Here is a 13,156-nt window from a genome sequence, read left to right on the forward strand (position 1 = left end):
AGAGCCACTGACTGTTCTCCCCTGAGATCCGTCAAAGAAAGCGAGCCGGCCAGGCTATCGGCCCATTTCCCGAGACGTCAAGGGCACAAATCTCCGCAGTCGAGACGATGCGGAGAATCTACGCGCCATCGAGCGCCGCCTACACGCGGACATGCATCGGATCGTTCGCTCGGGCCGCTTACGGACGTGGGGCCGGGCCGGTGGAGCCGCGGACGATCAGCCGGGTCGGCAGGGAGACGCGGGTGCCGCCCTGGCGGTCGCTGAGCAGGTCGGCGAGCAGGTCGACGCCCGCCCGGCCGCACTGGTCCTTCGGCTGGCTGACGGTGGTCAGGGCCGGGCTGACGAGGGCCGAGGCCGGGATGTCGTCGAAGCCGATGATGCTGACGTCGCCGGGGACGGTGACGCCGCGGGCGTTGAAGCGGCTGAGCAGCCCCAGCCCGATCATGTCGTTGTACGCGATGACCGCGGTGACCGCGGCGGCCAGGACCAGGTCGGCGACGGCGACGCCGCCCTCGAGGTCCGGGGACACGTTGCCCGGCTCGAACAGGTCCAGGCCCAGGCCGGCGGCGCCGGCGCGGACGGCGCGCAGCCGCTCCCGGTTGACCCAGGAGGTGCGGGGACCGGCGACGTAGGCGACGCGGCGGTGGCCGAGGGCGGCGAGGTGGGCGAGCGCCTGGCGGATGCCGTCGGCATTGTCGAAGATGATCGACGGGAGCTGCCCGACGCGGCGGTTGAGCAGGACCACCGGGACGTCGCCGCAGACGGAGCGCAGGTCGTCGTCGCCGGCGCGGGGCGCGCACAGCACGAAGCCGTCGACCTGCTTCGTCAACGTCCGGATGAGCTCGGTCTCGGTGGCCGGGTCCTCGTCGGAGTCGGCCAGCAGGACCGAGAGCCCGAACTCGCGGGACCGGCGCTGGGCGGCCTTGACGATGCCGGGGAAGAACGGGTTGGCGATGTCCGGCACCAGGAACCCGATCGTGCCGGTGCGTCCGGTGCTGAGGCCGCGGGCGATCCGGTTCGGCTCATACCCGAGCTGGGCGACGGCCCGCTGGACCCGCGAGCGGGTGTCGGACCGCACCTGGTCCGGCGCGGCGAGCGTGCGGGACACCGACGACTGGGAGACCCCGGCCAGCCGGGCGACGTCCTTGATCGTCGCCGCCATCCGCAGCTCCTCGTCGCGTCGCCGCTGCTGGAAGCGGTTCCAGATCTTGTCAGTTCCAGACCGTAGCACGAAGCACGTCGATGCGAAACCGGTCTATTGCAAGGTATTGACAAAACTGATTCGAGCGGACCACTGTGGGAACCGTTTCCAGGCGCTCCAACCGCCAACCCGCCCGGAGACCCAAGTCGCCCGCGCACTGTTGCGCGCCTCCACCGCCGGCCGCCATGCCGGCGCACCTCAGCACGCCGCGCAACGGATTCGCCCGCACCTGTCGAGGAGAGTCGACGCGATGAAGAGAAGGAACGTGCTCGGTATCGCCGCCGGGCTGACGGCCGGGGCCGTCGCCGGGGCGCCGCTGCGCGCCGAGGCCGCCGTCGGGGAACAGCTGGGCAACTACGCCAGCCACGCGACCGACGCCCGCAGCGTCACCGTCACCAGCAGCACCGGCCAGCGGTTGCGGATCACCGCGTACGGCAACCAGATCGTCCGGGTACGCGCGATCCGCGGCGGCGAGACGTTCTTCGCCGACAGCCGCTACGAGATGGTCGTCCCCGCCAACCACGCGGGCATGGGTGGCAGCCTCACCGTCACCAGCGACGCCAACACCCTGACGATCGTCACCGGCGCCGCCGACGGCATCCGGATCGTGCTGCAGAAGAACCCGCTGCGGCTGGAGTTCTACCACCGCGGCACCGGCGCGCTGCTGGCGAAGGAGGACGCGACCCGCAGCATCACCTGGGGCGGCACCAACAACAGCGTCATCACCCAGGCCTTCGTCCCGCCGCCCGCCGACGAGCACTTCATCAAGGCGGGCCACGGCCTGTACGGGCGCTCGCCCCGGCTCGACCGCACCGGCGACGTCGTGGCGCACAACTACGGCACCGTCCGCAACGACCAGGCGCCCGCGATCGTGCCGCTGTACCTGTCCACCAAGGGGTACGGCGTCTTCTTCAACACCACGTTCGACGCCACCTTCTCCTTCGCCAGCGGCGCCGCCCGGGACTACGCGTTCTCCGCCGACGACCACGCCACCGCCGGTGCCCGGCCCCAGATGGACTACTTCCTCATCAACGGCCCGGAGTTCGCGAAGCTGCTCGACCGGTACACCCAGCTGACCGGGCGCCCGCGCCTGCCCCAGCTGGCCATCTTCGGCCTGCACATGTCCGACAAGACCTTCCCCGACGTCAGCGACCAGAACTGGTGGCGCACGAAGATCACCGCGCACCGCAACGCCGGCTTCGCCTTCGACCATCACGTCAACGACAACCGCTGGCGGGCCGGGACCGGCGCGTGGGGCGGCTCGTGGTTCGAGTTCAGCCCGGTGCGCTGGCCCGACCCGGCCGGCTACCAGGCGTGGGCCGCCGACAACGGCGTGACGATGACCCTGGACTACAACCGCAACAACTCCAACCTCATGGCCGGCTGGGTGGGCGGGCCGCCGCCCGGGTACAGCTTCAAGGCGGCCGACCTCACCGGCGTCGCCGACAACGGCTCGGTGCCGGACTGGAGCAACCCCGCCACCCGCGCCTGGGTGTGGAACGTCTTCTGGACCAAGGCCCTGAACCCGGCGCTGCGCTACCCGGGCGCCGGTCTCTGGCTCGACGAGACCGACGAGCTGGGCCCCATCCCCTTCAACGCCGACTCCGCGAGCGGCAAGAAATGGTCGGAGCTGCGCAACGCGTACTTCTTCTACCTGCACAAGGGCGTCGGCGAGGAGGGCTGGGACCCGCAGACGGCCGGGCACATCGGCACCGCGAAGCGGCCGTGGACCTGGAGCCGCGGCGCGTCGGCCGGGCAGCAGCGCTACGGCCACTACTGGACCGGCGACATCGCGTCCACGTACGACGAGATGCAGCAGCAGATCCGCGGCATGCAGGTCGGCGGCCTGGGCGGCTTCCCCTTCTCCAACATCGACGGCGGCGGCTTCCACGGCGCGCCCGGGACCGGCCTGATCTCCGAGGCGTTCTACCGCAACTGGCCGGCCGCCTGGTCGAGCCTGTCGCCGATCTGGCGGCCGCACAGCGGGGCCAACACGTCCTCCCAGGGCGCCGTCGCGTCCCGCTGGCCGCTCGACCAGAACGCGGCCTGTCAGGCGGACTTCCGCAAGTACAGCGAGCTGCGGTACACGCTGCTGCCGTACATCTACAGTCTCGCCCACGAGGCCGCCGCCACCGGGATGCCGATGGCCCGCGCCATGGTCGTCGACTACCAGAACCGGCCGAACGCCTACTCGCACGACCTGCAGTACATGTGGGGGCCGTCGCTGCTCGTCGCGCCGGTGATCTCCGACGGCGGTGCCACCCAGAACGTGTGGCTGCCCGCCGGGAGCACCTGGTACAACTTCTGGGCCGACATCAAGCACGTCGGGACGGACGCCGCCGACCTGCCCTACGTCACGCACACCGGCGAGATCATCCTGTTCGTCAAGGCCGGCGCGATCCTGCCGAAGTATCCGTACGCGCAGAGCACCGCGTTCGTGAACAAGCGGCAGCTCGAGCTGGAGGTCTGGGCCGGCGCCGACGGCACCTTCAACCTCGTCGAGGACGACGGCGTCAGCGAGTCGTACCGCACCGCCGGCGCCAAGAGCACCACGGCCCTGACCTGGACCGACGGCGCGACGAGAGCCACGATCCGCCACCCGCAGGGCACCTACACCGGTGCACCCGCCACCCGCCGGTACGTCGTGCGCGTCCACGGGCTGACCGCCCCCGTCGGCATGCGGGTCAACGGCGGCGCGACGCTGCCGGCGTACACCAGCGAGGCCATCGCCATCACCAGCGGCGGCGGCACCGTGTGGGACGCCGGCCGGAAGGTCCTGTCCGTCGTCACCGCGGCCATCCCGGTCGTCACCGGCGGCGGTGTGGCGGCCACCGTCGAGCCGAGCGGGGCGGCCTTCCCGGCCGTCACCGGCGGCACGGTCTACCAGGCGGAGCGGGCCACGCTCAGCGGCGCCGTCATCGACACCCGCCACCCGGACTACACCGGCACGGGCTTCGTCGACTTCGCCGACACCTCGGCGAGCGGCGGCTACGTCCAGTGGACCGTCAGCGTGCCCACCGCCGGCACCCGGACGCTGACCTTCCGCTACGCCAACGCCGGCACCGCCAACCGCCCGCTGTCGATCTCGGTCAACGGCGCCACCGTCAACAGCGCCCTGGCGTTCAACCCCACCGGCGGCTGGGCCAACTGGGCGACCACCTCGTTCACCGCCAACCTGCCGGCCGGCAGCCAGGTCACCGTCCGGGCGACGACCACCGGCGCCAACGGCGCGAACATCGACAGCCTGACCATCGGCTGAGCCCACGACGCGGCGGCCGGCCGGTGACCCCACCGGCCGGCCGTCCGCGTGCTGTGACCCAGGTCACTCCCGGGGAGCCAACCTTCGGCGGCGCCGTGCGTCTATCGCTGCGGAAGCCGTTCCTCGTCCCCTGGGAGTGCCGTGATCCGCCTGAAGGTCCGTTCCGTCGCGTACGTCGCGTGCGCGGCCGCCGTCGCCGCGATCGGCGCGGTGTCCGCCGTCGCGTTCGCCGACGACGCGCCGTCGCCGTCACCGGTGTCCCCGCCGGTGTCCCCGCCGGTGTCCCCGCCGGTCCTGCCGTCACCGGTGCCACGGTCCTCGTCGGCGGTGCCGTCGCCGGGCCGGCCGTCGGTCCCGCCGTCGGCGGTGCCGTCGTCCGTCCTGCCGTCGCCGGTGCCACTGGCCTCGTCGGCGGTGCCGTCGCCGTCGCCGCGGCGGTGACGCCGGTCCGGAACCGCGGTATCGTCGCGTGCCCGTCCCCTGACCTGCGAGCATCATGACAGTCACGCTCCGCCTGCCCTGGCCGCTGCCGCGGGTGCTGCGCACGGTGCTGTCCGGCACGTCCGCGTCGCGGGGCACCCCGCGGCGGGACGGCCCGCCGGCGATCAACGAGCTGTATCACGCGCGGCGCCTCAGCCTGGTCCGGCTGGCCGTCCTCATGGTCGACGACCTGCCCACCGCCGAGGACGTCGTCCAGGACGTGTTCGCCGCGCTGTACCAGCGGCACGGCGCGGACCTGCGCACGGTCACCGACCCGCACGCCTACCTCACGGCCGGGGTGATGAACGCGGCGCGGTCGGTGCTGCGCCGGCGCCGCAGTGCCCGCGCCTACGTGCCGCCACCACCGGTCGTCGTGCCGGCCGCGGAGGACGAGGCGCTGCTGCCGGAGCAGGATCCGCAAGTCCTGGCGGCGCTGGCCCGGCTGACCGTCCGCCAGCGCCAGGTGGTGGTGCTGCGGTACTGGTCGGAACTGTCCGAACGGGAGATCGCGGAGGTGCTGCGGGTGTCCCCTGGAACCGTGAAGTCGACGGCCAACCGGGCGCTGACGATCCTGCGGGACGCGCTGTCGGGGCCGCGGCGATGAACACCGACCTCGAAGAGCGCCTGCGCTCGGCGCTGGCCGCCCGGGCGGCCGGGGTCACCCCGGAGCGGCTCCGCCCGGCGGTCCCCCCGACCGCGCTGCCGGCCCGCCGCCCGGCGGCGATGCTCGTGCGGCGGGCCGGCTGGGCCGCGGCGCTGCTGCTGCTCGTGGCCGTCACGATCGTCCTGCTGCGCCCGGCGGGTTCGCAGCCGCAACAGCCCCAGCAGCCGCCGCAGTCACCGACCGCGGTCACACCGTCGCCGCAGGTCTCGTCCGGCACGCCGGCAACGGGGCCGTCGCCGTCACCCAGCGCCCGCTAAAAGGAGATCAGTACGGAGATCAGTTCAGCGAGCAGACGGCGACGCAGACCGTTCTCGAGTCGGCCTGGGCGACGCCGACGTAGGAGCGGATCTGAAACTCGACCTTCTCGCCGCTGTAGTACCAGTGGCCCGGGGTGGTCCTCAGGGCGCCGCCACTGAACGTGTCCACGTGGCTCCACGGGACGCCCGCGGTGCCCCAGCCGTGCCGGATGTACAGCCGGGTGGAGGTGGCACCGGTGGCGCGGTAGGTGAACGTCACCCGCGAGTACGGTTCGCCCGGCTGCTTGTTCGTGGTGAGGTCGCTGATCTGGCCGGTCGGGTCCGGGGCGTCGGGCCCGCACACCGGCGGCGGGTTCGGCACGTCGCAGACCGGCACGGCGTGCGCCGCGGCCGGGCGCAGCACCAGCACGGTGGCCGCGACCACGAGGAGCGCGGTGGCGCGTCGGAGCAGGAACATCTGGTGGCCTTTCGATGGGTTCGGTGTCACTGCCCATCTGCACGCCCGCGCCGCGGCGGTGGTTCGATCGTGAACGTTCGCGAACCCGACACGCGGGCGGGCCGGCTACGACCTGCCCAGCAGGTGTGCGGCGCGCCGGGCGGTGGCCGGTCCCGCCAGCCACCCGGCCAGGCTGAACGGCGCGCCGAGCCGGTCGGCCAGCTCCACCGCCAGCATGGAGTGGCCGCCGAGGGCGAAGAAGTCGGCGTCCGGGTCGACCACGGGCACGTCCAGCACCGAAGCGAACAGGTCCTCGACCGCCTGGGAGGGGTCGCCGCCGGGCACGGGCGCCGGAGCCGGTGGTGGGGAGGCGGGGCGCGGCACGTCCGGCGAGAGCCCCAGGTCCGTGTCCGGGTCGTCGGCGACCTCGCCGGCCAGGGCGACGAACGCGTCCGCCCAGGCCGCCACGGTACCGGCGTCGAACACATCCGCCGCGTAGGTGAACGTGCAGCGCAGACCCTCGGGGCTGTCGCGGGCGTCCAGCTCCAGGTCGAGCCGGGCCCCGTCGTCCCCGGCCGCGTCCAGCGGCGTGATCGTCAGTCCGGCGGCCGTGGTCGCCGGCGGCGGGGTGTTGTGCAGGGTGCAGCCGACCTGGAACAGCGGGTTGCGCCCGGCCGGTCGCCGCGGGGCGAGGTGCCGCACGACGACGTCGAGGGGAAGCTCCTGGTGCTCGTACGCGTCCAGGCAGGCGGTCCGCACCGACGCCAGGTACGCGGCGAACGACGACGACTCCCGCGGGCGGCCGCGCAGGACGACGACGTTGGAGACGTAGCCGACGAGGCCGTGCAGCTCGGTGTGCCGGCGGTTGGCCAGCTGGGTGCCGACCAGGACGTCCCCGGCGCCGGTCAGCCGGGACAGCAGGACCTGGAACAGGGCGAGCAGGACCATGAACTGGGTGGCGCCGCCGCGGCGGGCGACCGCGTCGAGGCGGTCCCGCAGCGCCGCCGGCAGGAGGACGTCGTGGACCGCGCCGCGCAGGGCGTGACCGGCCGGGCGCGGGTGGTCGGCGGGCAGCGGCAGCGGGTCCGGCGGGTCGGCGAGCTGCGTCAGCCAGTACGAGAGGCCGCGCCGGGCCTGGTCGCTGTCGAGCCACTCGCGCTGCCATCGGGCGTACTCCGCGTACTGCGGCACCGCCGGGGGCAGCGCGGCGGGGCGGCCGGCGACGGCGGCGGTGTAGAGCTCACTGAGCTCGCCGGCGAGCACCCCGATCGACCAGCCGTCGACGATCGCGTGGTGGAACGTCAGCAGGAGCACCGCTTCCCGGTCGTCGAGCCGCTCCAGCCGGGCCCGCACCAGGGGACCCGTGGTCAGGTCGAACGGCGCCGCCTCCCCCGGCCCGGCGGCGGACATCTCCAGCAGCGACGGCGACGAGGCGGCGATGTGCTGCACGGGACGGTGATCCCGCAGCGGGAGAGTGGTGCGCAGGATGTCGTGCCGGCGCACCAGGTCGTCGAGCGCGTGCCGGAGCGCGTCCTCGTCGAGGGGGCCGGACAGGCGGCACCGCACGGGGGTGTTGTAGGCCGTGCTCGCCGGGGCGAGCCGGTGCAGGTACACCATGGCGCGCTGGCCGCACGACGCCGGCGCCGGGTCCTCGTCGGCCAGGCCGGCGGCGGCGCCGGACAGGCCCCGCCGCCACAGGCGCAGCCGCAGCTCCGCCCGCTGCGGTGCGGGCAGCCGGCGCGCCGCCTCCAGCGCCGACGTCACGGCAGGTCCCGGGGCGGCGCGACGGGCTGAGCAGCGGGCTGAGCGGCGGCCAGCGCGTCCGCCAGGTCGTCGAGGAAGGCCAGGTCGTCGCCGGCGGCCGGGGCGGTGAGCGACGCGGCGAGCCCGGCGATCGTCGGCCGGTCGAAGAACTCCCGCAGTGCCAGCGTGACACCGAGCCGGTCGCGGATCGCGGCGACCACCACGGTGGCGAGCAGCGAGTGGCCGCCCAGGTGGAAGAAGTCGTCGTGCACGCCGATGCGGGGCACGTCGAGGAAGCCGGCCCAGATGTCGTGCAGCTGCTGCTCCGTCGCCGTGCCCGGCGCGACGTAGGCGACCTCGTCGTCGCGGCCGCCGCCGGACTGTGCGGGCAGTGCCTGGAGGTCGAGTTTGCCGGTACGGGTCAGCGGCAGCCGCTCCAGCAGCACGAACTGCCCGGGCACCAGGTAGGACGGCAGCCGCCCGGCGAGCGCGGCGCGCAGGTCGGCGACGGACAGCGCCGGCTCGGCGCCGACCTCGACGTAGGCGACGAGGCGCTTGTCGCCGGCCGGTTCCCGGACCGTCACCACGGCCTCGCGGACGCCGTCGACGGTGCGCAGCGCGGACTCGATCTCGCCGGGTTCGATGCGGTACCCGCGGATCTTCACCTGCCGGTCCAGCCGGCCCAGGAACTGCAGGCTGCCGTCGGCGAGCCAGCGGACCTGGTCGCCGGTGCGGTAGAGCCGGCCGCCGGGCGGGCCGAACGGGTCGGGCACGAACCGTTCGGCGGTCAGGCCGGGCCGGTGCAGGTAGCCGCGGGCGAGTCCCGGGCCGCCGACGAGCAGCTCCCCCGCGACCCCGACCGGGACGGGTCGCAGGTCCGGGTCGAGGACGTAGGCGGTCGTGTTGGTGATCGGCCGGCCGATGGGCACGCTCGGCCCGGTCAGCGAGCCGGCGTCGACGGGATGGACCGTCGCGGAGACGGTGATCTCGGTCGGTCCGTACGCGTTGAGGAAGGACCGCGGTCCCCCGGCGTCCAGGACGCGGCGCGCCCGGTCCGGGTCGAGGACGTCACCGCCGACGATCAGGTGGCGCAGGCCCCGGAACACCTCGGGTTCGGCGTCGGCGACCAGGTTGAACAGCGCCGGGGTCAGGCGGACCACGGTCGCGCCGGCCGCGCGGACCGCCGCCGCCAGCTCCGCGGCACCGAGCGGCTGGTCGCCGGGGACGACGGCCAGCCGTGCGCCGTTGAGCAGCGCCGACCAGACCACGAACGTGGTGGTGTCGAAGGCCGGGTCGGCGGTGAACAGCACGACGTCGTCCGGGCCGATCGTGACGTGGTCGGTGTCCACGACGAGCCGCACCACGGCGCGGTGCGGGATGCCGACGCCTTTGGGCTGCCCGGTCGACCCGGACGTGTACATGATGTTGGCCAGGCTGTCCGGGGCCGACCCGGCGGGGACCGCACCGGCGGCGGGTTGCGCGAAGCCGACGGCGGGGAGCTGCCCGGCGAACCGGGACGGGTCGTGGGTGACGACGGCGGCGATGCCCGCGTCGCCGGCCATGAACCGCAGCCGTTCCTCCGGGTAGCCGGGGTCGAGGACCACGTAGGCGCCGCCGGCCTTGAGCACGGCGAGCATGCCCACGACCAGGTCCGCGCACCGCCCGGTGTGCAGGCCGACCGGCACGTCGGTGCGCACGCCCGCGTCGCGCAGGGCGGCGGCGAGGTCGTCGCTGCGGGCGTCGAGCTCCCGGTACGTCCACGTGAGGGCGCCTTCGGTGACCGCGACCGCGTCGGGTCGCCGCGCGGCCTGGGCCCGGAAGAGCCCGTCGAGCACCGGATGCTCCGGCTGCCGCCGGGCCGTGGTGTTCCACCCGGCGACGATCCCGGCGGACTCGTCCGGCGACAGCAGCGACGGTACCGACGCCGCGTCGTCGATCCGGGTGCACATGGCCTCCAGGAGGCGCACCCACCCTCGGGTGAACCGGTCGATCGTCGGCGCGTCCCACAGGTCGGTCGCGTACTGCAGCTCGACGACGAGGCCGGCGCCGGTGTCGTTGACGGTGCACGACATGTCGAGCTTCACGGTGTCCGTCGCGGTGTCGCGCGGGCGCAGGGTGGCGCCGTGCATGGTCACGCCGCGCAGGTCGTCGTCGAGGACCTGGAAGATGACCTGGAACAGCGGGTGGCGGCTCGGGTCGCGGTGCGGGGCGAGCGCGCCGACGACCCGGTCGAACGGCGCGTCCTGGTGGTCGAACGCCGCCTTGCAGGTGTCGGCGGTGCGGCGGACCACGTCGCGCAGGGTCGGCCGGCCGCCGAGGTCGGTGCGCAGCACGAGCATGTTGAGGAACAGGCCGATGATGCCGTGCAGCTCGTGCCGGCCGCGGTTGGCGATCGGGGTGCCGACCACGACGTCCGCCTGGCCGCTGTACCTGGACAGCAGGACGTTGAAGCCGGCGAGCAGGGTCATGAACAGCGTGACGCCCTCGTCGCGGCTCAGCCGGCGCAGCCGGTCGGCGAGGTCCGGGGCGATCTCGGTGCGCCACGTCGCGCCCCGGAAGCTCTCGACCGGCGGGCGTGGCCGGTCGGTCGGCAGGTCCAGTGTGGACAGTCCGTCGAGCTTCTCCCGCCAGTACCGCAGGTGCGGCTCGACGGCGCCGCGTTCGACGAGGTCGCGCTGCCAGGCGGCGTAGTCGGCGTACTGCAGCGGCAGCGGTTGCAGGCGGGGCGCCGTGCCGGTGCGGCGCGCGTCGTAGCGGGCGACGAGCTCGCGGATGAAGATGGCGAGGGACCAGTCGTCGGCGATGATGTGGTGCAGGGTGACCAGCAGGACGTGGCGCCGCTCGGCGACCCGCACCAGGCGGAACCGCGCGAGGGGCAGCCGCTCCAGGTCGAAGGGCCGGGCGTGCTCCCGCGCCACCAGCTCCGCGATCGCGGCGTCGGTGTCCGGACCGGGCGGCGCGGCCAGGTCGGTGACCGGCAGCGGCACGTCGAGGGTGTCGGCGACGAGCTGCCGCAGGACCCCGCCGTCGGCTGCGAAGCAGGTGCGCAGGCTCTCGTGCCGGTCGACGCAGTCGCGCAGCGCCTCGGTGAGGTCACCGACGTCGAGGTCGCCCTCGATGTCGACGGCGCCGCCCAGGTTGTACGTGGACGTGCCCGGCGCGAGCTGGTCGTAGAACCACAGCCGTTCCTGGGCCAGCGACGCGACGCTGGCGAGGAAGTCGACCTCGTCCGGCTCCTGGACGACGACCGGCGCGGCCGGCTCCTCGACGACGACCGGCGCCGGTGCCGGCAGCCAGGACTTGAGCTCGCCGGCCAGGTACAGGTCCCGGCTCTGCCGCCGCCGCACCTTGCCGCTCGTGGTGCGGGGCAGGCCGCCGGGCTTGAGCAGCAGCGCGGCGGTGACGCCGACCTGGTGCTCCTCGGCGACCCGCCGGTTGACCGCGCGGAGCACCTCGTCGTAGCGCACCTCGTTGCGGCCGAGATCGCCGTGGTCGTCGGCGACGAGCCGGACCCGGGCGGCGGTCTCGGCGACGACGCCGAGGCACGGCTGCCCGTTGTGCTGGTAGCCGAAGACCGCGGACCGGCCGGCGGCGAGCGCCGGGTGCGCCGCCTCGACGGTCAGCTCGATGTCCTGCGGGTAGTGGTTGCGCCCGTCCAGCACGATCATGTCGTCCAGGCGGCCCAGCACGTAGAGCTGCCCGTCGCGCCGGAAGCCGAGGTCGCCGGTGCGCAGGAAGCCCGGCACCCCGTCGAGGTCGACGCCGACCTTCGCCGCGTTGACGGCGGGCTGCTGCCAGTAGCCGGGGGTGACGCTGGGCCCGGCGACCCAGATCTCGCCTGGCCGGTCCGGCGGGCATTCCCGCCGGGTCTGCGGGTCGACGATCCGCACGTCGACGTTGGCCGGTGGGCGGCCGCAGGCGGACAGCCGCCGGTGCCGCGCGCCGGCGGCCGGTGGGCGAAGCAGGCCGTCGCGTTCCAGGGTCTCCGCGTCGAGGTCGACGTACCGGGCGTCGTCCGGCCGGCGGCCGCTGCTCACCATGAGGGTCGCCTCGGCCAGCCCGTAGCAGGGCAGGAACGCGGCCTCGTCGAACCCGGCGGGGCCGAACGCGTCGGCGAAGGCGCGCAGCGTGTCCCAGCGCACCGGTTCGGCGCCGCACAGCGCGTACCGCCAGGCGCTGAGGTCCAGGCCGGCCCGCTGCCCGGGGGTGGTCCGCCGGACGCACAGCTCGTAGCCGAAGTTGGGTCCGGTGCTGATGTTCGCCCGGTAGCGGGTCATCGCCTCCAGCCAGGCGACGGGACGCATCACGAACGCCATCGGCGGCATCAGCGCGATGAACCCGCCGAGGTAGAAGCACATCAGCATCTGGCCGAGGCCCATGTCGTGGAACAGCGGCAGCCAGCCGACCACGCGCGGCTCGGTGATCGGGTCGACGGCCATGCCGAGGGCGCCGGCGGTGGCGGACGAGTTCGCGAGCACGTTGCCGTGCGTGATCACGACGCCCTTCGGCTCGCTCGTTGATCCGGACGTGTACTGCAGCAGGATCGGCGCGTCGGGGCCGAGGTCCGGGTCCCGCCACTGCCCGGCCAGGTCCGGTGCGAGGGCGTGCATCGTCGCCCTGGCGCCGACGCCCAGCTCGTCGACCGCCGGCGCGTCGAGCAGCTCCGGGGTGGTGAGCACGATGGCCGGTTCGGCGTCCTTGACGATGCCGAGCAGCCGCGACAGGGCCGTCCGCCCGGCGGACGGCCCGTCCGGGTAGGGCACCGGGATCGCGACGACCCCGGCGTACGCGCAGGCGAGGAAGGCCACGACGAAGTCGGGCGAGGTGGGCAGCACCAGCAGCGCCCGGTCGCCGGGCCGGACCTGCCGCAGCAGCGTCACCGCGCCGGCGCGGGCCAGGCGGTCCAGCTCGGCGTAGGTGAGCTCGGCCGTCGCCTCGCCGTCGCGGTCCAGGAACGCGCAGGCGGGGCGGTCCGGCTGCCGGGCGGCCTGCGCGCGCAGCGCCGCCACCAGGCTGCGGTGCCCGCGCGAGGCGAGGACCGGGTGACGTTCGTCGGTGTCCACGGCGTACGGGTGCCTTCCTAGGAGACGGGCCTGCGGGACGGATGCGGGCGGCG

8 protein-coding genes are annotated in these 13,156 nt (G+C 74.0%); 4 read left to right on the forward strand and 4 right to left on the reverse strand.

Annotated features, from left to right (window positions below; genetic code table 11):
• Positions 1–178: 178 nt before the first annotated feature.
• On the reverse strand, positions 179–1,162 hold the full coding sequence (locus tag ACZ6TV_RS51570) for a LacI family DNA-binding transcriptional regulator (RefSeq protein ID WP_465308432.1): 984 nt from the start codon (positions 1,160–1,162) through the stop codon (positions 179–181).
• Positions 1,163–1,451: 289 nt separating this feature from the next.
• Here ACZ6TV_RS51570 and ACZ6TV_RS51575 point away from each other — a divergent pair, with 289 nt between their 5' ends.
• The 4 genes from ACZ6TV_RS51575 to ACZ6TV_RS51590 all read left to right on the forward strand — a co-directional run bounded on the left by ACZ6TV_RS51575 (position 1,452) and on the right by ACZ6TV_RS51590 (position 5,861).
• A complete protein-coding gene (locus tag ACZ6TV_RS51575; RefSeq protein ID WP_465308434.1) occupies positions 1,452–4,460 on the forward strand; it encodes a TIM-barrel domain-containing protein in 3,009 nt (1,002 codons plus the stop codon).
• Positions 4,461–4,601: 141 nt separating this feature from the next.
• Complete coding sequence (locus ACZ6TV_RS51580; protein WP_465308436.1) at positions 4,602–4,901, forward strand: hypothetical protein; 300 nt, start codon at positions 4,602–4,604, stop codon at positions 4,899–4,901.
• Positions 4,902–4,956: 55 nt separating this feature from the next.
• A complete protein-coding gene (locus ACZ6TV_RS51585; RefSeq protein WP_465308438.1) occupies positions 4,957–5,544 on the forward strand; it encodes an RNA polymerase sigma factor in 588 nt (195 codons plus the stop codon).
• The gene (locus ACZ6TV_RS51590; protein ID WP_465308440.1) at positions 5,541–5,861 is read left to right on the forward strand and encodes a hypothetical protein; all 321 of its coding nucleotides are present in this window, start codon (positions 5,541–5,543) and stop codon (positions 5,859–5,861) included. Before ACZ6TV_RS51585 ends, ACZ6TV_RS51590 begins: the two co-directional genes overlap by 4 nt.
• Positions 5,862–5,880: 19 nt before the next feature.
• On the opposite strand, the gene ACZ6TV_RS51595 is transcribed toward ACZ6TV_RS51590, so the two are convergent.
• The 3 genes from ACZ6TV_RS51595 to ACZ6TV_RS51605 all read right to left on the reverse strand — a co-directional run bounded on the left by ACZ6TV_RS51595 (position 5,881) and on the right by ACZ6TV_RS51605 (position 13,103).
• Entirely contained in the window at positions 5,881–6,318 is a 438-nt protein-coding gene (locus tag ACZ6TV_RS51595) for a hypothetical protein (protein WP_465308442.1), read from the reverse strand.
• Positions 6,319–6,423: 105 nt separating this feature from the next.
• A complete protein-coding gene (locus tag ACZ6TV_RS51600; RefSeq protein WP_465308444.1) occupies positions 6,424–8,061 on the reverse strand; it encodes a condensation domain-containing protein in 1,638 nt (545 codons plus the stop codon).
• Positions 8,058–13,103 (reverse strand): amino acid adenylation domain-containing protein, encoded by a 5,046-nt coding sequence (locus ACZ6TV_RS51605; RefSeq protein ID WP_465308446.1) that lies wholly within the window; start codon positions 13,101–13,103, stop codon positions 8,058–8,060. Before ACZ6TV_RS51605 ends, ACZ6TV_RS51600 begins: the two co-directional genes overlap by 4 nt.
• Positions 13,104–13,156: the final 53 nt, after the last annotated feature.

It is taken from the genome of Dactylosporangium sp. NPDC051087 (assembly GCF_055586325.1).

Coding starts and splice junctions, on each gene's coding strand:
- ACZ6TV_RS51575 (WP_465308434.1), top strand. CDS start 1,452: ATGAAGAGAAGGAACGTGCTCGGTATCGCCGCCGGGCTGACGGCCGGG.
- ACZ6TV_RS51590 (WP_465308440.1), top strand. CDS start 5,541: ATGAACACCGACCTCGAAGAGCGCCTGCGCTCGGCGCTGGCCGCCCGG.
- ACZ6TV_RS51595 (WP_465308442.1), bottom strand. CDS start 6,318: ATGTTCCTGCTCCGACGCGCCACCGCGCTCCTCGTGGTCGCGGCCACC.
- ACZ6TV_RS51570 (WP_465308432.1), bottom strand. CDS start 1,162: ATGGCGGCGACGATCAAGGACGTCGCCCGGCTGGCCGGGGTCTCCCAG.
- ACZ6TV_RS51585 (WP_465308438.1), top strand. CDS start 4,957: ATGACAGTCACGCTCCGCCTGCCCTGGCCGCTGCCGCGGGTGCTGCGC.